Origin of the sequence: Pseudomonas sp. ADAK18 (assembly GCF_012935695.1) — a bacterium.
GTDB lineage: Bacteria > Pseudomonadota > Gammaproteobacteria > Pseudomonadales > Pseudomonadaceae > Aquipseudomonas.
Map to the genome: position 1 here is coordinate 1070877 of NZ_CP052859.1, position 24583 is coordinate 1095459.

Genomic DNA, 24583 nt, shown 5'->3' on the forward strand with positions numbered 1-24583 from the left:
GGAACACGGACGATGAGCCACCCCTCGCAATTCACTTTGCTGCGCACGCGGCGTTTCCTGCCGTTTTTCATCACCCAGTCCCTGGGAGCGTTCAACGACAATATCTTCAAGCAGTCGTTGATCCTGGCCATTCTCTACAAGTTGACCATCGAAGGTGACCGCTCGATCTGGGTCAACCTGTGTGCTTTGCTGTTTATCCTGCCGTTCTTTCTGTTTTCGGCTCTGGCCGGGCAGTTTGGCGAGAAATTCAACAAGGACGCGTTGATCCGGGTGATCAAGATCGGCGAGATCGTGATCATGGCGGTAGGCGCCACGGGTTTCATGTTCGACCACCTGGAATTGATGCTACTGGCGCTGTTCGCCATGGGCACCCACTCGGCACTGTTTGGCCCGGTGAAGTACTCGATCATGCCCCAGGCGCTGCATGAAGATGAGCTGGTGGGGGGTAACGGTCTGGTGGAAATGGGCACATTCCTGGCTATCCTCGCCGGGACCATCGGCGCTGGCATCATGATGTCTTCCACCCATTACGCGCCGGTGGTGTCTACGGCCATTGTCGGCGTGGCGGTGCTGGGTTACCTGGCCAGCCGCAGCATTCCCCGCGCCGCCGCCGCCAGCCCCGAGATGCGCTTGAACTGGAACATATTCAGCCAGTCCTGGGCCACCTTGCGCCTGGGCCTGGGGCAAACGCCGGCGGTGTCCCGCTCGATTGTGGGTAATTCGTGGTTCTGGTTTGTCGGCGCGATCTATCTGACGCAAATCCCGGCCTACGCCAAAGAGTGGCTGTACGGCGATGAAACCGTGGTGACGCTGATCCTCACCGTGTTCTCGGTGGGCATCGCGATGGGCTCGATGCTCTGCGAGAAATTGTCCGGACGTAAAGTGGAAATCGGCCTGGTGCCCTTCGGCTCCTTCGGTCTGACAGTGTTCGGCCTGCTGCTGTGGTGGCACTCCGGCGGCTTCCCGCAGAACGTCCAGCCTAATGACTGGATTGCGGTGCTCAGCTACGGCCACGCGTGGTGGGTGTTGGTCGATATCCTCGGTCTTGGGGTGTTCGGTGGCTTCTATATCGTGCCGCTGTATGCACTGATTCAGTCGCGTACACCTGAAAAAGAACGGGCGCGGGTGATTGCCGCCAACAACATTCTCAATGCGTTGTTCATGGTGGTGTCGGCCATCGTCTCAATCGTGCTGCTCAGCGTGGTCAAGCTGTCGATTCCCGAGTTGTTCCTGGTGGTGTCGCTGCTCAATATCGCGGTCAACGCCTACATCTTCAAGATCGTCCCCGAGTTCAGCATGCGCTTCATGATCTGGCTGCTCAGCCATTCCATGTACCGCGTTGAGCACCGCAACCTGGAGCTGATTCCGGACGAAGGCGCGGCGTTGTTGGTGTGCAACCACGTGTCGTTCGTCGATGCGCTATTGATTGGTGGCGCAGTGCGTCGGCCGATTCGCTTTGTCATGTACTACAAGATCTACCGCTTGCCGGTGCTCAACTTCATCTTCCGCACGGCCGGGGCAATTCCGATTGCCGGGCGCCATGAAGATATTCAGATCTACGAGAAAGCGTTCCAGCGGATTGCGCAGTATCTGAAAGAAGGTGAGTTGGTGTGCATCTTTCCGGAAGGCAAATTGACGGCCGACGGTGAGATGAACGAGTTCAGGGGTGGGCTGACGCGCATCCTTGAAGAGACGCCGGTGCCGGTGATTCCGATGGCGTTGCAGGGATTGTGGGGGAGTTTCTTCAGTCGGGATCCGAACAAGGGGTTCTTGCACAGGATCTGGTCGCGGGTGACGTTGGTGGCGGGGCAGCCAGTGGCCGTTGAGACGGCGACACCGCAGGTGTTGCAGGGATTGGTCGGGGAGTTGCGGGGGAGTGTCAGGTAGTTATGGGTTGAGCTTTCGGGCCTCATCGCAGCGATGCGGCGACCCGACAAGCCAGCTCCTACATTTTGATCTGTGAACACGGTCAAAAGTGTGGGAGCGGGCTTGCTCGCGAAGAGGGAGGTGGCTTAAGCGCTAATCTTCAGCCCGATCAACCCACAAATAATCAACGCCACACTGGCCAGCCTGAACAACGCCATGGATTCCCCAAACAGGATAATCCCGGCGATCACCGTGCCCACTGCACCCACTCCGGTCCAGATGGCATAGGCGGTGCCCAGGGGCAGTTCTTTCATGGCCAGCCCCAGTAGGCCGAGGCTGATGGCCATAGCGGTAATCGTCAGGGCGGTGGGCAGCGGCTTGCTGAAACCGTCGGTGTATTTCAGCCCGACGGCCCAGCCGACTTCAAACAGACCCGCGAAAAACAGAATGATCCAGGACATGATGGTCTCCATCGATAGATGGGGTCGTCCCCGGATTGAACACTCGATTGAGCCGCGAGGTCGTCCCCACGAAGGTGCGTAGAGTGCCGAAAACTGACTGAGTGATCAACACTCAATCGGCTTGCTGCGCCAGCAACTCACGGTCTTCCTTCTCGCTCATCCGCCGGAAATACGTCGACAGCAACGCCCCGGAAATATTGTGCCAGACGCTGAACAGCGCACTCGGTACCGCCGCAAGGGGGGAGAAATGCGCGCTGGCCAGTGCGGCACCCAACCCGGAGTTCTGCATGCCCACTTCCAGTGCCAGCGACTTGCGTTGCGCCAGCGGCAGCTTGAACAGGCGCCCCGTGAAGTAGCCCAGCAGGTAACCAAAGCTGTTATGCAGCATCACCACGGCCATGATCAGCAGGCCCGACTCGGCGATCTTCGCCTGGCTCGCCGCAACCACGGCGGCGACGATGATCACGATGCTGACCACCGACACCAGTGGCAACACTTCCACGGCGTGGCGTACCCGATTCCCCAGCAACCGTTGCGCCACCACCCCAAGCACGATGGGCAGCAGTACCACTTGCAGGATCGACCAGAACAACTCCATGAACGACACCGGCAACCAGGCCGAGGCCAGCAGCCAGATCAGCGCTGGGGTCAGTAATGGGGCGAGGAGGGTGGTGACGGCGGCGATGGCCACCGACAGTGCCAGGTCGCCACGGGCCAGCCAGGTCATCACGTTGGACGAGGTGCCGCTCGGGCAGCAACCCACGAGAATCACGCCGACGGCGATTTCCGGTGGCAGTTGAAAGGCCTGGCACAGCAACCAGGCCACGCCGGGCATGATTACAAAGTGCGCAACCACACCCAAGGCTACGCGCCACGGATGGCGGGCTACCTCGGCGAAATCTTCAAGTTTGAGGGTCAGCCCCATGCCGAACATCACCAACCCCAGCAGCGGGACGATGGCGCTTTTCAGGCCGATGAACCAGCTGGGTTGCCAGAACGCAACCACGGCAAAAATCAGCACCCAGTAGGCGAAGGTATTGCCGACGAAGCGGCTCAAGGCGGCGAGTGCGCGCATGGGGGTGGTCCTTGTTATTAAGAGAATACGGTGTGCTGGACGACTGCAATCCTAATGTGCAAACCCAATCAAATGCGGGAGCTGGCTTGCCTGCGATAGCATCGGGTGTCACTGATAAACCGAGGTGATGCTATCGCAGGCAAGCCAGCTCCCACACTGACCGTGCCCACATCAGGCAGGAACTGGTTTTAGATCCCCTGCGGAGTCTCTTCACCGCCCAACGCTTCAACCAGCGCCGGAAGGAAGTCACCGAACGTCAGCATCATCAGGGTAAAGCTGGCGTCCTGCTGGCCCAAGGCCTCATCACCGCCGTCCTGTTCCGCTTGATCCTGCAGCAGGTCTTCAAACTTCAGGCGCTTGACCACCATCTTGTCATCCAGCACGAAGGACAGCTTGTCCTGCCACGCCAAAGACAGTTGGGTAACCACTTTGCCGGTGCTCAGGTGCAACTGGATTTCTTCGCCGGTCAGGTCCTGGCGCTTGCAGCGCACGATGCCGCCGTCTTCGTGGGTGTCACGCAGTTCGCATTCGTCGAGGACAAAGAAGTCATCGGCCGGTTTCTGCGTGGTGACCCAGTCGGTCATGGTGGCGGTCGGAGCCATTTTTACGGTCAGTGGACGCACCGGCAGGGTGCCGATCACTTCACGCAGGGTAGACAGCAGGTCTTCGGCACGCTTGGGGCTGGCCGAGTTGACCAGGATCAGGCCTTGTTTCGGCGCGATAGCGGCGAAGGTCGACGAACGACGAATAAAGGCGCGGGGCAGGAAGGCCTGGATGATTTCATCCTTGATCTGGTCGCGTTCCTTCTTATAGACCTTGCGCATTTGCTCGGCTTCGATCTCTTCGACCTTTTCCTTCACTGCGTCGCGTACAACGCTACCCGGCAGGATGCGTTCTTCCTTGCGGGCGGCGATCAGCAGGAAGTCGCCGCTGACGTGTACCAGTGGCGCGTCTTCGCCTTTACCGAACGGGGCAACGAAACCGTAAGTGGTCAACTCCTGGCTTGCACAAGGGCGCGCCAGTTTGGTGGCCAGTGCAGTTTCCAACGCCTCGGCATCAACAGGCAGATCTTGGGTCAGGCGATAGATAAGCAGGTTTTTGAACCACATGGGGTGAGTCTCTCCTCTATACAAAGGGGGGCATTATTCTCCTCGTAGCGTCATAGGCCAACCCCGCCTAAGCCATTGGAAGGCCTGAAAAAAATATTTAAGAAAGTGCTTGCCAGAGTCTAGGTCGCTCCGTAGAATGCGCGCCACACCGAACGTGAAGGGTGATTAGCTCAGCTGGGAGAGCATCTGCCTTACAAGCAGAGGGTCGGCGGTTCGATCCCGTCATCACCCACCATTCGCATTCAAGTGTTACGCGCAGCGGTAGTTCAGTCGGTTAGAATACCGGCCTGTCACGCCGGGGGTCGCGGGTTCGAGTCCCGTCCGCTGCGCCATATTCGGTAATCTGGAACACTGAACGCCAGGTCACCACGGAAAGCCCGCTTAATCGCGGGCTTTTTGCTGTCTGGGGATTGGCAAAAATCGCCTGATGAAGTTTTTTTGAATAAATTGCATTTAAATCAACACATTAGGATTTTTTGGTATAGAATGCGCCCCGCACCGAACGTAAAGGGTGATTAGCTCAGCTGGGAGAGCATCTGCCTTACAAGCAGAGGGTCGGCGGTTCGATCCCGTCATCACCCACCATTACGTCCAACGCTACGCGCAGCGGTAGTTCAGTCGGTTAGAATACCGGCCTGTCACGCCGGGGGTCGCGGGTTCGAGTCCCGTCCGCTGCGCCATATTCGGTAACCTGGAACGCTGAACGCCAGGTCACCACGCAAAGCCCGCTTAAATAGCGGGCTTTTTTGTGCCTGAAATTCAGGTCAAGGATTGAATGGCGGGTACAGGCATAACGCTACGCCGCCCCAGGAACAGAAAGACCACCGTCGCCGTGAGCAGGGTGAAACCGGCGAGCAGTTGCAGCAAGGTGTTGAACCCTGCGGTATAGGCCGTGCGCAATACCTCCACTGGGACTGCCGCGCTGGCGCGCTGGATATCGCCCATGACCAGGCCTTGTGCGATAGATGAGAGGTCGGCGGTGGGCACGCTGCCCCGCAGGTGGTGCGCAATCAATGTGCTCAACACCGCCGCCGTGATCGCCAACGCCACGCCTTCGCTGGCGACCCGAGTGGTGTTGAAAATCCCCGCCGCCATGCCTGCCCGTTCTTTTGGGATCACGCTGATCGCCAGGCCGTCCATCAAGCCCCACGGTAATCCCGTGCCGATCCCGGTCAGCAGCATGGCGCCGATGATCTGCGATTGATCGCTGACCGTACTCAGCCAGCAAAGGCCTGCTGCAGCGATCAATAAGCCGATAGCGCACAAGGTTCCCGCTGGTAACCAACGCGTCAGGGCTGCCGCGATCATCGGCACCACCAGCATCGGCGCCGACAGCGCCAGCATCATCAAGCCCGCATCGAGGGCGCTGGCGCCTTCGACCCCGATAAACCGCAACGGCAACAACACAATCAGCACGATGTAGCAGTAGCAGGTGCCGATTGGCAGGATCTGCACGCCCACGAAGCGCGGGAACAGAAACAGCTTCAGCTCCAGCATCGGTTGCTTCGAGCGGTTCTCGATGAGGATAAATACCAGTAAAAACGCCACAGCCGCTACCAGCAAAGAAACGATCAGTGGGGATGCCCACCCGTGTTCAGGCGCCAGGATGACCGCCGTGGTGAAGGTCACTAGCAACCCGGAAAACGTCAGCACTCCGCCAGTGTCCAGGCTCAGGGCTTGTGGGTCGCGGCTTTCGCGCATGGTCGGCGCGGCAAACAGCAGCGAAATACCCGCCAGCAGCGCGGTGCTGAGGAAAATCGCCCGCCAGCCCCAATGTTCGATCAGCAACCCCGACAGCAGCGGGCCGAAGGCCAGGCCTGCGCCGAAGGTGGTGCCCAGCAGGCTGAAGGCGCGCGTCCTGGCATGGCCTTCGAATTCTTGGGCCAACGCTGCGCAGCCACTGGAGAGTGCGGTGGCGGCGGCAACGCCCTGTAATGCGCGCAAGATATCCAGCCAGAAGATGCCGGGCGCCACCGCCAACAGTAAAGAAACCAACCCAAACAGGGCCATGCCCCAGAGGAACAGGCGCTTGCGCCCATAGAGGTCGGCGAGGGTCCCGGCCGCCATCAGCAGGCTGCCAAAACTGAGCATGAAGGCGTTGGTGATCCAGGCCAACTCCGTGGGGCGGGCATCGAATGCCTGGCCGATAAAAGGCGTGGCCACGGCGCCCCCGGTAAAACTCATGGGTAAGACCAGGGCCGCCAGGCAAATCGCGGCGAAAATGGAGTACCGGCCAGGGGTTGGCAGCGGTTCGGCGAGGGTGTTCATGGGGGGTATTTCCTGTCGGTGGATAAGGTCAGCGCGCTGTCCTTAAGACTCTAAACAGGATGCAGTCGTGGATAAACGGGCTTACATTCCGCTCATAGCGGAAAAAATGGATGCAATGAGATGCCGGACAATCTGGGTGGTGTGATCGCTTTCGTAAAAACCGCAGAGGCGCTGAGTTTTATCGGTGCTGCCCGGGCAATGGGGATTTCCGCGTCAGCGGTGGGCAAGAATGTCGCCAAACTTGAGGCCTCTCTGAATGTGCGGTTGTTGCACCGCAGTACCCGCAAAGTCAGCCTGACCGCCGAGGGACAATTGTTTTACGAACGTTGCAGGAAAATCCTCGACGATCTGCAAGACGCCCGGGCCATGCTTTCTCACGCTATGCAGGCGCCTCGTGGTCGGCTGCGGGTCAGCCTGCCGACCATCGGCTATCGTTTTCTCATGCCCCACATGACCGAGTTTCGCAAAACCTACCCGGAGATTGAGCTGGAGCTGGATTTCAATGACCTGTTGGTGGACGTGATCGAGGAGGGCTTTGACGTGGTTATTCGAAGTGGCGGGCTGGCCGACTCGACGCTGATGTCACGCAAGCTGGGGCCGTTCAGGTTTGTACTGTGCGCTTCACCGGGCTATCTCCAGGATCATGGAAAACCCGTGACCCTCAGCGACCTTGAGCGCCACCAATGCCTGCGTTACCGGTTCGCGACCACCGGTAAAATCATGGACTGGACCCTTTCCGCCAACCCGGCGATCACCCAATTACGGCTGCCAACCGCCATGACCTTGAACAATATGGAAGCGATGCTCAGGGCCGCCGTCGATGGTCATGGCATTGCCTATGTCCCGGACTTTCTGGCCAGGGAAGCGTTGGCCCTGGGGCAACTGGAAACGCTACTGGACGGGTACTCCGATGACCGAGGACAGTTCTGGGCGCTGTGGCCGTCGAGTCGCCATCTCTCACCAAAAATTCGCGTATTCGTCGACTTTGCCGCCGAGCGCCTGTTCAAGCACTCTGCCGCGAAGTAGTCGGGTCATTCGGCTTTTCTCTTTTTGGGTTGGCGTTTGCTCAAATACTCAAAGCAAAAAGAGGCGGCGCCAAACAACGCAATCATTGAAAGAACGAGCATGCCAAGGGTTGAGTTTTCCACGGTGCTTCCTACGGATTTGAAGGTAGGAAGTCACGGTAGTGGGGTGGCAATCCGGGCTCAACAGGCTCGACGCAATCCTTATGGCCGTCGTCGAATTCATACGGAACTTTTACAGGTTTCGGCTATGCCGATAGTCGCTGACTGCCTCATACACCGCCTTACGCAATCGATTAATCCCCCCAATCGGCCGATGCGCCTCCACCCCAAACCAAGGATTAAACGACTGGTTATCACACGCCAGATTCAACGCGGGCGTATCGAAATCCTGAGCGCCAACCCTGACATACGCCACCGACTCATAAGGCGCATCACTCTCCTTCCACTCGATGCTCGTGTCCTCAATCGGCATAAACTTGCGCGAATCCTGCCGCTGAACCTGCAGCACAAAACACGCCGGCACCCGATCCGTTGACAGCTGCTGACTCAACGCACTGCGCAAGAAGTTCGGCAAATCCTGATTCTGTTTGGGCAGGATATATTCAGGGCAATTCTCTGGATCCGGCGTCACCCGAAACTTGGCATTGGCCGCGCCAAACTTGTAAGGCGATACTGAAAAATACGTCGTCTGCGTCGGGCTTGCGGGTGCCGGCGCGAGGGTCGCCAGGGCGATAAACAGATGCCGCACCTGCCAGCTACGCGGATCAACACTGGGGAAGAACGCCATGACCTTCTTCCCATCGGCCTGCGCAGAAACGTTCTGCGCATATTCCGCTACATCACTGACAAAAAAGTTCGGGTGGCTGAACATCACAAAATCTTGCTCGGTGCGCGCCTGCTGATCCGCCAGCAGTTGCTTGCCCGGCACGTCCAGCAGTTTGATCGCCATGCCACGGGCATCACGGATGCTGTCGAACTGCGGATAAGCGTTGCCGTTGGACAGGCGAATCATTGCCTGCCAGGTTTTGCCGGGTTCGGCGAATACGCCTTGGCGCAGGGCCGGGTCGAGGTCATGCAGGACACTGACTTCGGCCTTCACACAACCGTGAGCCTTGGCGTGTGCATCCCGCAGGTAGCGGGTGCCTTCGCGGTGTTGGTCGACGATGCGCACTGCGGTTTGAATGATGCCTTGGGTCATGGCGGCTTCCCCGGGGGGGATTTGTTCATCTGCCGAGACGGGCCCGCTGTGTTGCCAGGCAAACCATACGGTGGACAGCAACCAGCCGAGTAACCCCAGGCCCACCAGCCATAGCAGGGTCTTGCCGAGAAATGCGCCGAGGCGCAGCCAAAGTCGAGCGAGCATCACACAATCCTTTTTTGCAAAGAGGGTGGGTCAAGGCAGTTGCTGTTCCAGCGGACCGCCCAGCACTTTCAAATATTCCAGCAAGGCCCAACGCTCCTGAGGCTGCAAGGCACGCCCGATGACGCCGTTGCCACGCTGGCCTGCACGGAATTCATGGCCGCTGTTGTGGTTGCCGGTGATGCGCGTGTCGAACAGGAAGGCGTTGGTGAATGCGCCGGTTTGATAACCCAGGTGACGGGTATCGTATTCAAACGTGCCTTTATAGAAGGTGGCGCTGCGTTCGTCCTGAGGCGAGAGCAACTGGTAAATCGTTGGCACCGAACCGTTATGCAAGAACGGCGGCGTGGCCCAGACGCTGGCCAGTGGCCGTGCCTTGTAGGCGCGTAACTCACGCACGCCGATAGGCAGGTCGTAGCCGTCCAGGCGCGGACGCTCGGTCGGAGTGACGCCGGCGGCGCGGTAGGCGTGGTCTTCGACGAAGGCAGTGACGTAGGCCAGGCCTTTGGCCACTGACATTTTGTGCAGGTCCAAGGGCTCGGTCGGTGTCGGGTGCAGTTCGACATTCAGTTGCGCCAACTCCGCTGGGTCCCATTGCAGGGCGCTGAGGTCGTAGCGCTGATCGGCAATGTTATTGGCGGCTCCGGGGTCGGTGCCGATGACTTCGACAGGCAGCATTTTCAGCTGTTTTACTGGGCGGTCATTGACCTGGGTAACGGCGGGCACGTGGCAGCCGGCGCAGTTTTCGGCGAACAGGGCACGGCCTTGGGTGGCCAGCGGTTTGTCGATGGCGCCGAACAGGTCTTCAGGCCAGGTCGGCGGCTTGAGCCGTTGCAGGGTTTCTTCGATCAGGTTCAGGTCACGCACGCGCACGCTGGACGGATAGCGGGCGTCGCCTTTGAGGGGCTGGCCGGCGCTGTCGAAGAAGTCCAGGGTTGCGCCCACGCCCAGGGCTTCGCCGATATTGCGTGCCATGGGCTGCTGGGCCGAGCCGTTCCATTGCACCCAGTCAAAGGTCCAGATATCCCACAGTTGCGGGTAGTCCACCGGGGCGTTGGCGACGCGGTAGTTGTCCGGGGAAATGGCGTCGCCAAAGCTGGCATTGGCGATACGGCCAAAGGCGTCGGTGCGACCCGGGCCTTCTTCGGTGGGGTAGAGGCCACGGTGGGTGTCGTTCCAGGCCACACGCAGGAAGTTGTTCAGGGATTGCTTGAAGTCCTGGCGCAGTAGTTGTTCGTTGTGGTCGTCGTATTCCTGGCCCAGGACTTTGCGCGCGAAGCGTTCGAATTTCCACGGGTTGTAGTAGGTGGAGGCGAGGCTGGCGACCAGGGCCTGGCCGAAGCTGCCACCGCGCAGGGTCGGCACGCTTGCGGGCAGCACATGCTGGGCCGGGCCGCCGTCGATACGCAGGGCCTGGCCTTTGAAGTGCAGTTCGCCGGTGTGGCAGGCAGCGCAGGTGATGTCGAGAAACTCGTCATTGCTGCTGGCGTTCTTGTGCCGGGCAAAACCGACCGGCAAGTTGCCAGGGTTTTGCGCGGTGGGTACCTGCTTGGGATCCACCAGAAAACCGAAGCGCGCCAGGTACTCGGGAGTGGCAAAGCGCTGCTCGGAGAACGGCAGTTCCAGCGCGGTGAACCAGTCATAGCGCAGGCCTTTTACCTGAGTGCCCTGGGGCGTGAAGTAATAGGTCTGCCGATCGGCTGCACTCCACTGGTCCTGGTAGTGCACTTGCTCTACCGGCACGTAGTTCGGCAGTTTCGGGTTGATGACGTAATAGATCACCACCGCCAGGATCAGGCCGAGCAATGCGAGGATCAGGAGTAAAACACGGGAAAAAATGCGCAAGATAACTATCCTTGTCGAGTTGTAGGGTTCTTATGCCATTACGCCACAGGTGCGGCAAGTGGCCATGAGCCCTGTTTTTAGTGGTTCTGCTGTCCGTAGCAGAGCCCTATAGTGAATGAAAATGCGTTTAAACACGTGAACTTATCAGAAATCTCCTGCTCTCATGCCGGTAGCCATTGGTCGTGGCCGCCTGATAAGCTCGCGACTTTACTCGATTGCCCTCTTGGCACACGAACAAGGAAATAGCATGAAACAGCATCGGTTGGCGGCGGCGGTGGCCCTGGTTAGCCTGGTACTTGCGGGTTGTGATTCGCAAACCAGCGTAGAGCTGAAAACCCCGGCGCAAAAAGCTTCCTATGGTATCGGCCTGAACATGGGCAAAAGTCTTGCCCAGGAAGGCATGGATGACCTGGACTCCAAAGCGGTAGCCCAAGGCATCGAAGATGCCGTCGGCAAGAAAGAACAGAAGCTGAAGGATGACGAACTGGTCGAGGCCTTCGCAGCACTGCAAAAGCGTGCTGAAGAGCGTATGGCCAAGATGAGTGAAGAGTCGGCAGCCGCCGGCAAGAAATTCCTCGAAGAAAACGCCAAGAAGGAAGGGGTGGTCACCACTGCTTCCGGCCTGCAATACAAGATCGTGAAAAAAGCTGACGGTCCTCAACCAAAGCCTACCGACGTGGTGACTGTTCACTACACTGGCAAGCTGACCAACGGCACTACCTTCGACAGCTCCGTGGATCGCGGTAGCCCGATTGACCTGCCGGTCAGCGGCGTGATTCCAGGTTGGGTCGAAGGCCTGCAACTGATGCATGTTGGCGAGAAGTACGAGCTGTACATCCCGTCCGACCTGGCCTACGGCGCCCAGAGCCCGAGCCCGGCGATTCCAGCCAACTCCGTGCTGGTATTCGACCTGGAACTGCTGGCGATCAAGGATCCGGCAAAAGAAGCAGCCGCTGCCAAGTAATCAGCGCCTGAACACACAACGCCCCGTTTCGACGGGGCGTTGTTGTTTCTGGGGTATGCCCTTCGAAATCCAACCGAACGGACGTGCCCCGGAGCAGTCTGATAAAAGACCTGAGTGTGGGTAGTCGCAGATGGCCTTCAAGTCAACGAATTATTGGGTTTTTTTTATGTGCGCAAAAAACGCCCGATCTGACTGCAAGCCTTGTAATACGCGGCTTTCAGCCTTGAAAATGTGCTCTGTTCACAAGGTTATCCACAATTTGTGTGGATAACCTTTTCTAATGCCTGGAACTGGAGTGATGATGAACGCACCCTGGAATTTCACCCGCTTCCTGCCAATGGCTGCACGCTTGATTGGTCGCGGTCGTTTGCCGACCCTGCTGTTTGCGGTTGCCGCCAAGGGCGCGAGCCAGGGCAATCGGTTGGGTAAGCTCAAGGATGATCTCAAGCTGCTCCAAGCTTTGTGCCTGGCCTACTGGCGTGGCGAGTACCGCGCCATCAGTCCCAAGGCGCTGATTTCAGTGGTGGCGGGGCTCATGTATTTCCTCAGCCCGATTGATGCGATCCCGGATTTTATCCCGGTGTTCGGCATGCTCGATGACATCGCCGTGCTGGCATGGGTCATGAAGACCCTGAACGGCGAACTGAGCGCTTTCCGTGCATGGCGTGACACACAGCGGCCCGAGAAGCTGGTCGTGGTTGAGCGGTTGCCAGCGACGCCGCAATTGCTTGAGCGGGAAAATCCGCAAAAAAACTGAGCCTCGCCAATATCCCCCTGCGCTCTTTGTGGCTGTTAGGATTACACTCCTAAGGAAAGTACTTACTCAGTAAGTGTTGTGATCCTACGGGGCAGTGATGGATATTCAAATAATTTCAAGGGATGGCGAACCCGAATACGCGGTTCTGCCATGGGCTCAGTATCAGGCGCTGTTAAAAGCTGCCGGTGTGCAGCCACCAACGACGCCTTCTTCGAACCCTGTCCTGGCCACAGTCGCCGAGGATCTGCGGCCCCTGGCGCAACTGCGCAGCCTGCGGGAAGCCAAGGGGTTGGCCATCGAGACGTTGGCCCGCACGGTAGGCATCAGCCCGTCGTACCTGGGGTTGATCGAAAGTGGTGAACGCCAGCCGGATGCCGCCATTCGCCGTAGCCTGGCCTGGGAACTGGGCGTGCCGGGCTGGAGGGAAGAACCGTGAGCGTACGCATCAGCCGTCAACATTGGGATGGGCTAATCAACGAACTTGATCAGGCCCGCCGTCAGCGACATCTCTTGACCTATCGCGCCTTGCTGGAGCGCCTGCAATTTCCTACCCCCGCCATGCAAACCTTGACGGCCGCCCTGGAGCATTTGGCGGCCCTCGACGCCAAGGCCGAACAACCCCTGCGCAGTTCACTGGTGATCAGCCAGGGTGCCAGCCGCTTGCCGCGTACCGGATTTTTTGAGTGTGTGGAACGCCTGGGGCGCTTTTGCGGACCTTCCGATGGTGTGGCGGCGGCCTCGTGGCACGCCTCCGAAGTGGTGCGGGTGTTTGAGTACGATTACCCCGAATCAGCGGAGGCTTAGTGTTCTGGAAGCTCAAGGCGTATGTCAGCTACTGGTTGGCGCGCAAATTGTTTCATTGGTCCTGGTTTATGCAGCAGCCCCGCGGCTGGCGTTGGCTGGAAGGTCAATTTGCACGCATGGCCAACCTCGGTAATGTCGGGGCGCAGAGCTTTTACGGGCATATCCTGACCTTTCGTGGTCGGGGCCTGGGCGCTCGTGAAGAAGGCGTGCGCTTGTTGCGTCTTGCGGCCCAAGGCGGGGACGGCAAGGCGGCTTACCAGATTGGGGTGTTGAGCCTGGCGGGCAGTCTTGGCAAGGCGCCTGACCCGATTGAAGCAGCCCGATGGTGGAAAATGGCTGCCAAGGCCGGGCATCCGCTGGCGCAGATTCGCCTGGAACAGCTTGGCTGAAGCGCGTCAGGCCACCGGCACTGCTTGCATATCGGTCTGCAAACTATCAATCACATGAATGCTATACCCCGCGATGTTCTTCGCGTGGTGTTTGGCTTGCGACGCCAGCTCTGCCAATTGGCTTGCATCGAGTTGTCCACAGGCCTGTGGATATAAATGCACCACGCCAATGGACAGTGACAGCAGGGCAAATTCCTGGCGTACACCTTGTCGATTCAACGCCACGAAGCAGCCGGCCTCCACGTGTTCGCTGCGGTAGAAGCGCCGGCACTGGGTATGGAAATCGTCCAGTAACTGATTGAGCCGCTTGCGCCAGTCCTGTGGTCCCAGCACCAGCAGAAAGTCATCGCCGCCGATGTGTCCGACAAAGTCACGGCTGGGATCGACCCGATCGTTCAGGCATTGCGCCAGACACAGCAGCACTTCATCCCCACGGCCGTAGCCATAGATATCGTTAAATGGCTTGAAGCTGTCGATATCCACGTAACAAATCACCGATTCCCTTTGCTGCTGCAGCAGCCGGGTGAGGCATTGCTGGATCGGTACGTTACCCGGTAGCAAGGTCAGTGGATTGGCGTAGCGCGCTTGCTGGATCTTCAACTCGGTGATCAGCTTGAGCACGTCAATCACGCGGCCCAGCCCCAGGTAGTCACCATTGAGGGTGATGATGAAATCTTCCTCAATACGCTGGCGTGCACGACTGGTGAGCAGGCGGCTGACCTGCTGCAAAGATTGGCTCCGTTCCACGGCGAGAAAGTCATCGCTCATCAAGCGGCTGATGGGCTTGCGGGCAAACAGGTCGGTGGCAAAGGGCTTGAGCAGGGCGTCAGACAACGAATGCCGATGCACGATGCCGATGGGATGGCCGCGCTCATCCAGCACCGCCAGGGAATTGAGGTTGGCTTGACGGCGAAATGCCTCCAGCACCTTTGCGGTGGCGGTGTTCTGGCCCACGGCTGGCTGTTCGTTGAGCAGGGCGCTGAGGTCGCTGCCTTCGTCATTCAGCGACACTGCGATGCTGTCGGGCTTGGGCAATATCAATCGCGCTTCTTGCGGTGGATGTTCCTGTGGGCGGCAGAGCAGGTAACCCTGGACCAGATCGACGCCCATCTCCGTCAGTACCGCCAACTCTTCCGGCAACTCGATACCTTCGGCGATCACCTGTGCCCGCGAAGCCCGGGCGATCTGTAGGATCGATCCGACAAACTCGCGTTTGAGCGCATCCTGGTGAATGCCGTCGATAAAATGCCGGTCGATTTTTACGTAGTCCGGGCGTAATTCCGACCACAGGCGCAGGCTTGAATAGCCGGCGCCCAAGTCATCCAAGGCAATCGAGAAGCCCATGGCGCGGTAGTGATGCAGAGCGGTTTGCAGCAATTGAAAGTCATCGGTGGGGGTTTGTTCGGTGAGCTCGATCACCACCTGATTGGGGGCGATACCGAAGTCATTCAGCAGTTGCAGGGTTCGTCCAGGCTGGTGGGCAGATTCCAGCAGGGACTCCGGTGAGACATTGAGGAACAGCTTGCCCGGTAGCTTCTGATCGCTGAAGCGCCGGCAGGCACTTTCCCGACAGGCCATTTCCAGTTCACTCAGGCGCCCGGCATGGCGCGCCACGGAAAACAGGGCGATGGGCGAATGCAGGGGGCTGTTGGACGGGCCTCGGCTGAGGGCCTCGTAACCGAGAATGCGGCGTTCGGACAGGGAAATGATCGGTTGGAACAGACTGTGCAAACTGCCTTGAGCAAGGATTGAGCCCAATGCATTCAGCTGTTCGGTCATGGTCATGGTTTTCTCGGTCGAAAAAAGGGCCCGATACTGAAAGTATCGGGCCCTTTATTTCACGACAGAATGATGTCTATTTGATGACGCTCCGGGGAGCGATCACATTAAATTGCCATCACTTACTGCTTGGCCACCGTCTTACTGATCTTCAGGTAGTCCAACAGAATCCGCCCGGTTTCGCTCAGGTAGGCATCATCTTCCGGCTTGGTCTTTTCAGGCTCGGCTGGCAGTGCGTCTTCGTCTTCTTTCTTCAGTTCCTTGAGTGGGTCTTCGCCTTTGGCCTTGCGGCGGGCGTTCTCCAGCACAAGCTGCTGATTCTCGATGTCGGCGTGCTGCGCGCGGCGATCCACTTCGTTGAGGCTGACGGTTTTTTCTTCCATCAGTTTCTTCGCCAGGGCCAGCTTGTCGCGAATGAACACGAACTCGGCATCCTTGGCGGAGCGAGCATCGTGATCGGTCTTCAACTGCGTCAGGTAGGGTTTGAACGGATCCACCGCAGGCTTGATCGCCGGACGGATGGTGTCCCACGGCATGGCCTCGGGCAGGGCGCTCTCGCCGATTTCCTTGGTGTCGATGATCGATGGGAAGTCGACATCTGGTAGTACGCCCTGATGCTGGGTGCTCTGCCCGGAAACCCGGTAGAACTTGGCCAACGTCAGCTTAAGCTCGCCATGGTTCAGCGGCTGAATGGTCTGCACTGTGCCTTTACCGAAGGTCTGGCCGCCGATGATCAATGCGCGGTGATAGTCCTGCATCGCACCGGCGAAAATCTCCGAGGCCGACGCTGAGAGACGGTTGACCAGCAACGCCATCGGCCCTTTGTAGAAGGCACCCGGGTTCTCGTCTTCCAGCACGTCGACACGGCCGTCAGCGTTGCGTACCAACACGGTTGGCCCCTTGTCGATAAACAGGCTGGTCAGCTCGGTGGCTTCCTGCAGGGAGCCGCCGCCGTTGTTACGCAGGTCGATGACCACACCGTCGACTTTTTCTTTCTGCAGCTCGGTCAGCAGTTTCTTGACGTCGCGCGTGGTGCTCTTGTAGTCCGGATCGCCAGCACGGAAGGCCTTGAAGTCCAGGTAGAAGGCCGGGATTTCAATGACGCCCAGCTTGTAGTCCTTGCCATCCTGCTTGAGGTTGAGCACGGACTTCTTCACTGCCTGGTCTTCTAGCTTCACCGCTTCACGGGTGATCGAAACGATCTTGCTGGTCTGGTCGTTCGGGGCGTTGGTGTGCGGAATCACCTCCAGGCGCACCACGCTGCCTTTCGGCCCACGGATCAGCTTGACTACTTCGTCCAGGCGCCAGCCGACCACGTCGACCATCTCTTTGTCGGCCTGGGCCACACCGATGATCTTGTCGGCCGGGGCGACCTGCTTGGTCTTGTCCGCCGGGCCTGCCGGCACCAGGCGCACGATCTTGACCTGGTCGTTATCGCTCTGCAGTACTGCGCCGATGCCTTCCAGCGACAGACTCATATTGATATCGAAATTTTCCGCGTTATCTGGCGACAGATAGTTGGTATGCGGGTCGTAGGACATCGCGAAGGTGTTGATGTAGGCCTGGAAGATATCTTCGGCACGGGTCTGATCCAGACGTGCCAGCTGATTCTTGTAGCGCTTGGTCAACAGCTCTTGAATGGCCTTGGGCTCTTTGCCGGCGATCTTCAAGCGCAGGACTTCATCCTTGACGCGCTTGCGCCACAGATCGTCCAGCTCGGCGGTGGTGGTCAGCCAAGGAGCGTCCTTGCGGTCTACCAGCAAGGTTTCCTTCTTGGTGAAGTCGAGCTTGTCGACGCCTTTGTTCAGCTCACCCAAGGCGAAGTCCAGACGCGCTTTGACGCGGTCCAGGTAACGCTTGTAGATGGTGAAGCCGGGCTGCAGGTCGCCGCTCTTGAGGAAGTCGTCGAACTGCGTCTTCCACTTGTCGAACTCGGCAATGTCGCTGGCCAGGAAATAGCTGCGCGAGGGATCCAACAGCTTGAGGTAGCTGTCATAGATGATCACCGAGCGAGCATCATCCAGCGGTGGCTTGCTGTAATGGTGGCGCTTGAGCAACTCGACAACGTTAAGGCTGGCAATCACCTCATCGCGATCAGGTTGAAGGTTGTCCCAGCTGTTGGCTGCGAACGTATTGCTCGATAGCGGCAAAAGGCCGATACCAATGAAAAGAGCGAGGGCGGTGCTGGGGAACAAATGCTTCATGCTGATTCGACGCGGGGGCAATTGATAACGCATATTAGGCCGTCTTTGAAGTCGCCGGTTCCATATGGGCCGGTCGCATAATGCAAAAAGCCCGGCGCTACAGCAACGGGCTCAGTCCAGACTCACTATGGAGGCACTGTGAAAGCATTGCAAGGCGTTGAAGGTCATGTGGAGTGGGTTGAAAGCCCGAGTCCTACTTGTGATGTAGGCCAAGTACGCATTCGAGTAGCGGCTGCGGGGTTGAATCGGGCCGATTTATTACAACGCGCGGGGCTCTATCCGCCACCGCCTGGCGCTAGCCAGGTTCTGGGCCTGGAGTGTTCCGGGATCATCAGCGAGATGGGCGCCGGCTCGTCCTGGCAGGTTGGTGATCGTGTCTGCGCACTGCTGGCCGGTGGCGGGATGGCCGAGGAAGTGGTGGTTGATGCCCGCCATGTGCTGCCGGTGCCAGAGGGTTTGTCTCTGACCGAAGCGGCGGCGTTGCCTGAGGTCTACAGCACGGCGTGGCTGAACCTGTTCCAGCTGGCGGCCCTCAAGCCCGGCGAGAAGGTGTTGCTGCACGCTGGCGCCAGTGGCGTGGGTTCGGCGGCGATCCAGCTGTGCAAGGCTTTTGGCAGCCCGTGCTGGGTCAGCGTCGGTTCAGCGGATCGCTTGGCGTACTGTGAAGCGCTGGGTGCCCAGGGCGGCGTGGTCCGTACTGACGGTATCGAGAGTCTGAGTGACTTCGGCCCGTTCGATGTGATCCTCGATCCGGTGGGCGGCAATTACGCGGCGCTGAACGTCAAGCTGTTGGCCCTTGATGGCCGTTGGGTGTTGATTGGTCTGATGGGCGGCCGTGAGGCGCAGTTGGACCTGGCGAAGGTGCTGGCCAAGCGTGTGCAGTTGCTGGGTTCGACCTTGCGCAGCCGGGATGAGCAGTTCAAGGCTGACCTGTTCAGTGATTTGAGCCAGCATGTGTGGCCGTTGTTTGCTGAGGGTCGCTTGAGCCCGCAGTTGGCCAAGACCTTCCCGATCGGGGATGCAGAAGCGGCATTTGCCGAGTTGGCGACCAACCAGATTTCCGGGAAATTGGTGTTGGTGATTGACGAAAGGTTGGTCTGACACTGACTCCGGATTGGAATCGGATAAAAATGTGGGAGCGGCGGTGCGACGATTCGACTTGCTCGCGAAAGCGGTGTGTCAGTCGATATCAATGTTGACTGTCACACCGCTTTCGCGAGCAAGCCAGCTCCCACATTTGATTGGGTTTGCACTTCAAGATTGGTTGAGTCAGACCCAGTGATAGATCGGCCAGTCGGCCTTTTCTGCATGCTCACGCAACACCGGATCCGGATTCACCACTTGCGGATTCTCCACCTTTAGCAACAGCGGCAAGTCATTACGCGAGTCGGAGTAGAAGTACGCCCCTTCCAGGCTTTCACCTTCCTGCTCCAGCCACTGCATCAGACGGGTGATCTTGCCTTCGCGGTAGGTCAGTACGCCGACGGTATGGCCGCTGTACACCCCGTGCTTGACCTCAAGCTCAATCCCCAGCACTTCATCGATGCCGATACGTGCCGCAATCGGCTTGACCAAGTGGGTGCCTGACGCGGAAATCACCAGGATCCGGTCGCCGTTCTGGCGATGCTTGGCGATGGTCTTGGTGGCGTCGCTGTAGATCAGCGGCTCGATAATGTCTTCCACCCACGGCTCCACCAGATGGTCGATTTCTTCCGGAGTACGGCCGATCATGGGCTCCAGGCTGAAGGTCATGAAGTCCTCCATGGCCAGCTTGCCCTTGCTGTAGGCATCCATCAATTCGTCGTTCTTGCGCATGAACGATTCGCGATCGACCCAACCCAGGCGGCCCATCTGCTCGCTCCACAGGGTGGCGCAGTCGCCGTGGATCAAGGTGTCGTCGAGATCAAAAATTACCAGAGCCATCAGTCATGCTTCCTCAATCAATCGTCTAAACCGTGAATCCCGTCAGGCTACCTCACACAGCGCACTGGGATCGATGGAAAGTGCCAGGCGCTGGCCGTCAGGGTGCAAATCGTCCGCTGAACGATTGAGCACGTCCACCACCAGCTCCACGCCTCGGGCCTCGATGCGGTAGCGAATCACGTTGCCCAACAGACTATGGCTGCGCACCAGGGCGTCCAGTTCGCCGCTGCGGCTCAGCTCGATGGCTTCGGGGCGAATGGCGATGCGCCCGGTGATCGGCCGTTGTAACAGCTTGCTGGCCTTGTCTGCGTCCAGCAGGTTGTAGTTGCCGATAAAACCGGCGGCAAATACGTCCACGGGTGCGGTGTAGAGGGTTTCGGCATCGCCGCTCTGGACGATCTTGCCCTGGTTCATCAGGAAGATGCGGTCGGACATGGTCAGGGCTTCTTCCTGATCATGGGTGACGAAAATTGTGGTCAAACCCAGCTCGCGCTGGATCTGGCGGATCTGTTCACGCAGGTGCTTGCGGATCCGCGCATCCAGGGCCGACAGCGGTTCATCGAGCAGCAGCAGGCGCGGGCGGGTGACGAGAGAACGGGCGAGGGCCACACGCTGGCACTGGCCACCGGACATCTGGTGCGGATAACGACCGGCGAGGTCTTTCAACTCCACCAGTTGCAACACTTCCTGGACCCGTTTATGGCTGTCGTCTGAATTAACCTTTTGCATGCGCAGGCCGAAGGCGACGTTCTGTTCCACGGTCATGTTGGGGAACAGCGCGTAGCTCTGGAACACCATGCCGATATGCCGTTTCTGCGGGCTCAGCGGGACGATGTCCTGGCCGTCGAGGAGAATTTTCCCACTGTCCACCGAGGTCAGGCCAGCGATGCAGCGCAGCAGCGTGGACTTGCCGCAACCGGACGGGCCGAGCAGGGTGACGAACTCGCCCTTGGCAATTTCGCAATTGATGTCGCTGAACACCGGGGTCCCGGCGTAGCCTTTTTGCAGGTGTTGGACGCTGACGAAGCTCATTGGCTTTTGTCCTTGTTCAAGATGTTGGCGGCCCAGGTCAGCACCAGCACAAAGAAGAAATAGGAGATGACCAGCGCACTGGTGAAGTGGCCGCTGCTGTTACGCATGTTGTTGAGGTACACCTGCAGGGTTTCGTAGCGGGTGCCCACCAGGATATTGGCAAACACGAACTCGCCGAACAGGAACGAGAACGACAGCAGCAACGCCACCATCAAGCCCTTGCGCAGGTTCGGCAGCACCACCAGGAACGCCGCCTGAAAGGTACTGGCACCGAGCAGTTGGGCGGAGTCCATCAGGTCTCGCAGGTTGATCGCTTGCAGGTTGTTGGTGATCGCCCGGTACATGAAGGGCAGCGCGATGGTGAAGTAACAGCCGATCAGGATCCACGGCGTACCGACCATGGCAAACGGCCCGGAACCATATAGCTGCAACAGGCCGACCGAGGACACCACTGGCGGCACCGCGAAGGGCAACAGGATCAGGATGTTCATCAGCGCGTCGAGCTTGGGGAAGTGGTAATGCACCACAAACAGCAGCGGCAGAATCAACACCACCGACAGGATCAACGCGCCCACGCATACCAGCAACGACTGGCCAAACGCATGCAGGAAGCGCGGGTCGCTCCACAGCTGCACATACCATTTGAAGGTAAAGCCTGAGGGCAGGATGGTCGCCGACCAACTGCTGGCGATGGAGTAGATCAGGGTGCCAATCAGCGGCAATACCAGGATCGCGAACAGCAGATACACCACGACCCGATGGTAGAGGGCGGCCGAGCCCGGTTCAGCGCGAGACATGGTAGCTCCTCTTGAGCAGCAGTTGATGGACCACGGTCACCACCGTCATCAGCGCCACCAGCACCACAGCCAAGGCGCTGGCCATGTTCGGGTCCAGGGAGATATCACCGGAAACCATCGCCGCGATACGGATTGGCAACACGTTGAAATTACCGGTGGTCAGCGCGTACACCGTGGCATAGGCGCCGAGGGCATTGGCCAGCAGGATTACGAAAGTGCCGAGCAAGGCAGGTGTCAGCACCGGCAAGCCGATATGCCGCCAGAACTGCCAGCCGTTGGCCCCGAGCAAGGCGGCGGACTCGCGCCAGTCTTCACGCAAGGCATCGAAGGCGGGATAGAGCAGCAGCACGCCGAGGGGAATCTGGAAGTAGGTGTAGAGGATGATCAGCCCGGTCTTGGAGTACAGGTTGAAGTCCTGAATGATCCCGGCCTGCTTGAGCATAATGGTGATGCTGCCGTTGAACCCCAGCAGGATGATGAAGGCAAAGGCCAGGGGCACGCCGGCGAAGTTGCTGGTCATGTTGGCGAAGGCGGTCACGAAGTTACGCAGCGGCCCATCCACCCGCCGCAGCGAGTAGCTGCCCAGCACCGCGATGATGATCCCGAAGATGCTGGAGTAGAAACTGATCTCCAGGCTGTACTGGATCGCCTGCAAGTAGAACTTCGAACTGAAGATTTTGGTGAAGTTGGCCAGGCCCCAGCCGAACTCTTCCGATTGCAGGCTGTTGATCATCACCCACAGCAGCGGGGCGATCTCGAAGACGATAAAGAACAGGGCGAAAGGCACCAGGCACAAGGCGGCCAGCCATTTGCCACGGGTCATGGAGTTCACTTCAACAGCTCCCGGCATACAGGTTTGTCGTGGAGTACACCGAGCAGCTCGCAAACAGTGCCGCACAGGTCGGTCTGCCTGGGTGTGGCGGAGGTCGTCAGGCTGAAGGCGTCACCCAGGACAAACAGTGGCACTTCCCGCTCTTCCGGCAATAGGCCGTTGTGGGAGCGGTCGTTGTTCATGCCGTGGTCGGCGGTCACCAGCACCTGGTAACCGGCGTTGAGCCAGCCTTGCAGGTAGTCGGCGAGGATGATGTCGGCCGAACGTGCGCTGTTGCGGTATTGCGGGGTATCGAGGCCGTGCTTGTGGCCGGCGTCATCGATGTTCATCGGGTGTACGACCAGGAAGTTCGGCGCGTGTTTGAGGCGCAGGCTTTCGGCGTCGGCAAACAGGTGCGAGTCCGGGTAATGGTCATTCCAGTAGAAATGTCCATGCTGGATCGCCAGGGCCTTGTCGTCGGTATGACGGTCACGGGCGGCGATGAAGGGGGAGCGGTTATACAACTCGCTGACCCAATGGTAAGCCGCCGCCGCTGTGGTCAAGCCGGCGTCGGTGGCGTAATGAAAAATGCTGCGCTGGTTGGACAGGCGCGAGACATGGTTGTGGACGATACCGCTTTCGATGGGTGGCACCCCGGTAAGGATGCATTCGTACAGTGGCCGGGACAGGGCCGGCAGTTCACATTCCAGTTTGTACAGTGCTGCGCGTCCTGCGCCGATGTAGGCCTGAAGATGCCCCATGGCGTGCCGGGCAACTTCGTAGTTCAGGCCGTCGAGCACGACAAGGATGACGTTGTGCTTCATAGGGGCTGGAACTCCGCAACTAATAGGCTTGATTCGGTTTTTCTGCTGGAACCGGATCAACTGTGGGAGCTGGCTTGCCTGCGATAACGGTGTATCAGTCGACACACGTATTGAATGTCAGACCGCTATCGCAGGCAAGCCAGCTCCCACACTGACCGTGTTCCAGGTTTTATTGCATATTGATAATGACTTCTTCCTGCCACTTCTGTGGCAGTGCCTTGGAGGTCTTCTCCCAAGCGTCAGCATCTTTGATCGGCGTCACTTTCTTGTACTGCTCATTCGGCAGCAGCTTGGCTTGTACGTCTGCCGGCAAGGTCAGGTGCTCGGCACGAATTGGCCGTGCATTGCCCTTAGCCAGGTTGATCTGGCCGGCATCACTGAAGATGTATTCACGGGTCAGCTTGGCCGCGTTAGGGTGTTTGGCGTATTTGTTGATGATGGTGGTGTAGCCGGAAATCACTGAGCCATCCGATGGGATCAGCACCACGTAGTCATCCGGGTTGGCCATCTTGGCTTTGTAGCTCAGGCCGTTGAAATCCCAGACCACGCCCACTTCCACTTCACCTTTTTCCATGGTGGCGATGGTCGGGTTGGCGAGGGACAGGCGACCTTGCTTGGCAATGTCGGCAAACATCAGTAGTGCAGGCTGGATGTTCTTCTCGTCGCCACCGTTGGCCAGGGCTGCCGCGAGTACGCCGTTGGCTGCTTGTGCAGCGGTGCTCACGTCACCGATGGAAACCTTGTATTTACCGGTCTTCAGGTCAGCCCAGCTTTTCGGTGCTTCGGAGCCGTGCAGCAGCTTTTTGTTGACGATGAACGCGATGGTGCCGGTGTAGGCCAGTGCCCAGTTGCCGTCTTTGTCTTTCGCCCAATCCGGGACCTGTGCCCAGGTGCTCGGCTTGTACGGCTGGACCACGCCCTGTTTCACCGCAATCGGACCGAAGGCCGCACCGACGTCGCCGATGTCAGCACTGGCGTTGTCTTTTTCTGCGGCGAACTTGGCGATTTCCTGAGCCGAGCTCATGTCGGTGTCGATGTGCTTGAGGCCGTAGGTCTTGGCCAGGTCTTCCCAGGTGCCTTTCCAGTTGGCCCAGTCATCGGGCATGCCGACGCTGTTCACAGCGCCTTCCGCCTTGGCGGCGGCTTCCAGGGTTTTTAGATCGGTATCAGCGGCCATGGCGGCGGTGCACATGGCAATGGTCGAGCCTAACAGTGATGCCAGGAAAAGCTGTTTCATCCGAAGCTCCTTTGGGCGTTTTCAACGCTGCGTTTTTATGAACGTTTGCGGTG

The 24583-nt window shown here is 58.8% G+C and carries 22 protein-coding genes and 4 tRNA genes; 12 read left to right on the forward strand and 14 right to left on the reverse strand.

Annotation, left to right across the window (positions count from 1 at the left end; translation table 11 throughout):
* Nucleotides 1-12: 12 nt before the first annotated feature.
* Nucleotides 13-1887, forward strand: coding sequence for an MFS transporter (locus tag HKK55_RS04970; RefSeq protein ID WP_169353618.1), 1875 nt, complete (start codon nt 13-15; stop codon nt 1885-1887).
* Nucleotides 1888-2012: 125 nt separating this feature from the next.
* Here HKK55_RS04970 and sugE read toward each other — a convergent pair whose 3' ends face one another.
* From sugE to rdgC, 3 genes are all read right to left on the reverse strand, one after another.
* The gene (gene sugE / locus HKK55_RS04975) at nt 2013-2327 is read right to left on the reverse strand and encodes a quaternary ammonium compound efflux SMR transporter SugE (protein ID WP_169353619.1); all 315 of its coding nucleotides are present in this window, start codon (nt 2325-2327) and stop codon (nt 2013-2015) included.
* 112 nt (nt 2328-2439) lie between these two features.
* Nucleotides 2440-3402 (reverse strand): bile acid:sodium symporter family protein, encoded by a 963-nt coding sequence (locus HKK55_RS04980; protein ID WP_169353620.1) that lies wholly within the window; start codon nt 3400-3402, stop codon nt 2440-2442.
* A gap of 188 nt (nt 3403-3590) precedes the next feature.
* Complete coding sequence (gene rdgC, locus HKK55_RS04985; RefSeq protein ID WP_169353621.1) at nt 3591-4511, reverse strand: recombination-associated protein RdgC; 921 nt, start codon at nt 4509-4511, stop codon at nt 3591-3593.
* A 159-nt stretch (nt 4512-4670) separates the two neighbouring features.
* Between rdgC and HKK55_RS04990 the strand changes: the two genes are divergently transcribed.
* From HKK55_RS04990 to HKK55_RS05005, 4 genes are all read left to right on the forward strand, one after another.
* Nucleotides 4671-4746: transfer RNA gene (locus HKK55_RS04990), tRNA-Val, on the forward strand.
* Nucleotides 4747-4766: 20 nt separating this feature from the next.
* Nucleotides 4767-4843, forward strand: a tRNA-Asp gene (locus tag HKK55_RS04995).
* A 177-nt stretch (nt 4844-5020) separates the two neighbouring features.
* Nucleotides 5021-5096 (forward strand) — tRNA-Val (locus HKK55_RS05000).
* Between the two features lie 18 nt (nt 5097-5114).
* Nucleotides 5115-5191: transfer RNA gene (locus HKK55_RS05005), tRNA-Asp, on the forward strand.
* Nucleotides 5192-5270: 79 nt separating this feature from the next.
* Here HKK55_RS05005 and HKK55_RS05010 read toward each other — a convergent pair.
* Nucleotides 5271-6779: an MFS transporter gene (locus HKK55_RS05010; protein WP_169353622.1), complete on the reverse strand. Its 1509-nt coding sequence runs from the start codon at nt 6777-6779 to the stop codon at nt 5271-5273.
* Nucleotides 6780-6899: 120 nt separating this feature from the next.
* Between HKK55_RS05010 and HKK55_RS05015 the strand changes: the two genes are divergently transcribed.
* Nucleotides 6900-7805 carry a LysR family transcriptional regulator gene (locus HKK55_RS05015; RefSeq protein WP_169353623.1) on the forward strand — a complete coding sequence of 302 codons (906 nt, stop codon included), beginning with the start codon at nt 6900-6902 and terminating at the stop codon, nt 7803-7805.
* Between the two features lie 231 nt (nt 7806-8036).
* Here the strand turns inward: HKK55_RS05015 and HKK55_RS05020 are convergent, their stop codons facing one another.
* Nucleotides 8037-9167 carry a catalase family protein gene (locus tag HKK55_RS05020; RefSeq protein WP_169353624.1) on the reverse strand — a complete coding sequence of 377 codons (1131 nt, stop codon included), beginning with the start codon at nt 9165-9167 and terminating at the stop codon, nt 8037-8039.
* 30 nt (nt 9168-9197) lie between these two features.
* Nucleotides 9198-11009, reverse strand: a complete 1812-nt coding sequence (locus HKK55_RS05025) for a di-heme-cytochrome C peroxidase (RefSeq protein ID WP_169353625.1) — start codon at nt 11007-11009, stop codon at nt 9198-9200.
* 247 nt (nt 11010-11256) lie between these two features.
* On the opposite strand from HKK55_RS05025, the gene HKK55_RS05030 reads away from it, so the two are divergent.
* The 5 genes from HKK55_RS05030 (at nt 11257) to HKK55_RS05050 (ending at nt 13923) form a co-directional block, all read left to right on the forward strand.
* Nucleotides 11257-11973 carry an FKBP-type peptidyl-prolyl cis-trans isomerase gene (locus HKK55_RS05030; protein ID WP_155585694.1) on the forward strand — a complete coding sequence of 239 codons (717 nt, stop codon included), beginning with the start codon at nt 11257-11259 and terminating at the stop codon, nt 11971-11973.
* Nucleotides 11974-12274: 301 nt separating this feature from the next.
* On the forward strand, nt 12275-12730 hold the full coding sequence (locus HKK55_RS05035) for a YkvA family protein (protein WP_169357785.1): 456 nt from the start codon (nt 12275-12277) through the stop codon (nt 12728-12730).
* Nucleotides 12731-12827: 97 nt separating this feature from the next.
* Nucleotides 12828-13166: a helix-turn-helix domain-containing protein gene (locus HKK55_RS05040; RefSeq protein ID WP_169353626.1), complete on the forward strand. Its 339-nt coding sequence runs from the start codon at nt 12828-12830 to the stop codon at nt 13164-13166.
* Nucleotides 13163-13534 (forward strand): hypothetical protein, encoded by a 372-nt coding sequence (locus HKK55_RS05045; protein ID WP_169353627.1) that lies wholly within the window; start codon nt 13163-13165, stop codon nt 13532-13534. The genes HKK55_RS05040 and HKK55_RS05045 overlap by 4 nt, the downstream gene beginning before the upstream one ends.
* Nucleotides 13534-13923 carry a tetratricopeptide repeat protein gene (locus tag HKK55_RS05050; RefSeq protein WP_169353628.1) on the forward strand — a complete coding sequence of 130 codons (390 nt, stop codon included), beginning with the start codon at nt 13534-13536 and terminating at the stop codon, nt 13921-13923. Before HKK55_RS05045 ends, HKK55_RS05050 begins: the two co-directional genes overlap by 1 nt.
* 6 nt (nt 13924-13929) lie before the next feature.
* Here HKK55_RS05050 and HKK55_RS05055 read toward each other — a convergent pair whose 3' ends face one another.
* Together HKK55_RS05055 and HKK55_RS05060 are read right to left on the reverse strand one after the other, a co-directional pair.
* On the reverse strand, nt 13930-15708 hold the full coding sequence (locus HKK55_RS05055) for a bifunctional diguanylate cyclase/phosphodiesterase (RefSeq protein ID WP_169353629.1): 1779 nt from the start codon (nt 15706-15708) through the stop codon (nt 13930-13932).
* A gap of 116 nt (nt 15709-15824) precedes the next feature.
* A complete protein-coding gene (locus HKK55_RS05060) occupies nt 15825-17906 on the reverse strand; it encodes a carboxy terminal-processing peptidase (RefSeq protein ID WP_178128828.1) in 2082 nt (693 codons plus the stop codon).
* 138 nt (nt 17907-18044) lie between these two features.
* Between HKK55_RS05060 and HKK55_RS05065 the strand changes: the two genes are divergently transcribed.
* Nucleotides 18045-19007: a zinc-binding dehydrogenase gene (locus HKK55_RS05065; RefSeq protein ID WP_169353631.1), complete on the forward strand. Its 963-nt coding sequence runs from the start codon at nt 18045-18047 to the stop codon at nt 19005-19007.
* A gap of 168 nt (nt 19008-19175) precedes the next feature.
* Here HKK55_RS05065 and HKK55_RS05070 read toward each other — a convergent pair whose 3' ends face one another.
* From HKK55_RS05070 to HKK55_RS05095, 6 genes are all read right to left on the reverse strand, one after another.
* Nucleotides 19176-19829 (reverse strand): HAD family phosphatase, encoded by a 654-nt coding sequence (locus tag HKK55_RS05070; RefSeq protein ID WP_169353632.1) that lies wholly within the window; start codon nt 19827-19829, stop codon nt 19176-19178.
* A 42-nt stretch (nt 19830-19871) separates the two neighbouring features.
* Nucleotides 19872-20861: an ABC transporter ATP-binding protein gene (locus HKK55_RS05075; RefSeq protein WP_169353633.1), complete on the reverse strand. Its 990-nt coding sequence runs from the start codon at nt 20859-20861 to the stop codon at nt 19872-19874.
* On the reverse strand, nt 20858-21658 hold the full coding sequence (locus HKK55_RS05080; protein WP_169353634.1) for an ABC transporter permease: 801 nt from the start codon (nt 21656-21658) through the stop codon (nt 20858-20860). The genes HKK55_RS05075 and HKK55_RS05080 overlap by 4 nt, the downstream gene beginning before the upstream one ends.
* Nucleotides 21645-22481 (reverse strand): ABC transporter permease subunit, encoded by an 837-nt coding sequence (locus HKK55_RS05085; RefSeq protein ID WP_169357786.1) that lies wholly within the window; start codon nt 22479-22481, stop codon nt 21645-21647. Before HKK55_RS05085 ends, HKK55_RS05080 begins: the two co-directional genes overlap by 14 nt.
* 5 nt (nt 22482-22486) lie before the next feature.
* Nucleotides 22487-23293: an alkaline phosphatase family protein gene (locus HKK55_RS05090; RefSeq protein WP_169353635.1), complete on the reverse strand. Its 807-nt coding sequence runs from the start codon at nt 23291-23293 to the stop codon at nt 22487-22489.
* A 169-nt stretch (nt 23294-23462) separates the two neighbouring features.
* Complete coding sequence (locus tag HKK55_RS05095; protein WP_155585704.1) at nt 23463-24530, reverse strand: ABC transporter substrate-binding protein; 1068 nt, start codon at nt 24528-24530, stop codon at nt 23463-23465.
* Nucleotides 24531-24583: the final 53 nt, after the last annotated feature.

What these genes read in the sequence shown, in the direction of transcription:
- HKK55_RS04970 (WP_169353618.1), top strand. Translation starts at nt 13, where the DNA reads ATGAGCCACCCCTCGCAATTCACTTTGCTGCGCACGCGGCGTTTCCTG.
- sugE (WP_169353619.1), bottom strand. Translation starts at nt 2,327, where the DNA reads ATGTCCTGGATCATTCTGTTTTTCGCGGGTCTGTTTGAAGTCGGCTGG.
- HKK55_RS04980 (WP_169353620.1), bottom strand. Translation starts at nt 3,402, where the DNA reads ATGCGCGCACTCGCCGCCTTGAGCCGCTTCGTCGGCAATACCTTCGCC.
- rdgC (WP_169353621.1), bottom strand. Translation starts at nt 4,511, where the DNA reads ATGTGGTTCAAAAACCTGCTTATCTATCGCCTGACCCAAGATCTGCCT.
- HKK55_RS05010 (WP_169353622.1), bottom strand. Translation starts at nt 6,779, where the DNA reads ATGAACACCCTCGCCGAACCGCTGCCAACCCCTGGCCGGTACTCCATT.
- HKK55_RS05015 (WP_169353623.1), top strand. Translation starts at nt 6,900, where the DNA reads ATGCCGGACAATCTGGGTGGTGTGATCGCTTTCGTAAAAACCGCAGAG.
- HKK55_RS05020 (WP_169353624.1), bottom strand. Translation starts at nt 9,167, where the DNA reads ATGCTCGCTCGACTTTGGCTGCGCCTCGGCGCATTTCTCGGCAAGACC.
- HKK55_RS05030 (WP_155585694.1), top strand. Translation starts at nt 11,257, where the DNA reads ATGAAACAGCATCGGTTGGCGGCGGCGGTGGCCCTGGTTAGCCTGGTA.
- HKK55_RS05035 (WP_169357785.1), top strand. Translation starts at nt 12,275, where the DNA reads ATGAACGCACCCTGGAATTTCACCCGCTTCCTGCCAATGGCTGCACGC.
- HKK55_RS05040 (WP_169353626.1), top strand. Translation starts at nt 12,828, where the DNA reads ATGGATATTCAAATAATTTCAAGGGATGGCGAACCCGAATACGCGGTT.
- HKK55_RS05055 (WP_169353629.1), bottom strand. Translation starts at nt 15,708, where the DNA reads ATGACCATGACCGAACAGCTGAATGCATTGGGCTCAATCCTTGCTCAA.
- HKK55_RS05060 (WP_178128828.1), bottom strand. Translation starts at nt 17,906, where the DNA reads ATGAAGCATTTGTTCCCCAGCACCGCCCTCGCTCTTTTCATTGGTATC.
- HKK55_RS05070 (WP_169353632.1), bottom strand. Translation starts at nt 19,829, where the DNA reads ATGGCTCTGGTAATTTTTGATCTCGACGACACCTTGATCCACGGCGAC.
- HKK55_RS05075 (WP_169353633.1), bottom strand. Translation starts at nt 20,861, where the DNA reads ATGAGCTTCGTCAGCGTCCAACACCTGCAAAAAGGCTACGCCGGGACC.
- HKK55_RS05080 (WP_169353634.1), bottom strand. Translation starts at nt 21,658, where the DNA reads ATGTCTCGCGCTGAACCGGGCTCGGCCGCCCTCTACCATCGGGTCGTG.
- HKK55_RS05085 (WP_169357786.1), bottom strand. Translation starts at nt 22,481, where the DNA reads ATGACCCGTGGCAAATGGCTGGCCGCCTTGTGCCTGGTGCCTTTCGCC.
- HKK55_RS05090 (WP_169353635.1), bottom strand. Translation starts at nt 23,293, where the DNA reads ATGAAGCACAACGTCATCCTTGTCGTGCTCGACGGCCTGAACTACGAA.
- HKK55_RS05095 (WP_155585704.1), bottom strand. Translation starts at nt 24,530, where the DNA reads ATGAAACAGCTTTTCCTGGCATCACTGTTAGGCTCGACCATTGCCATG.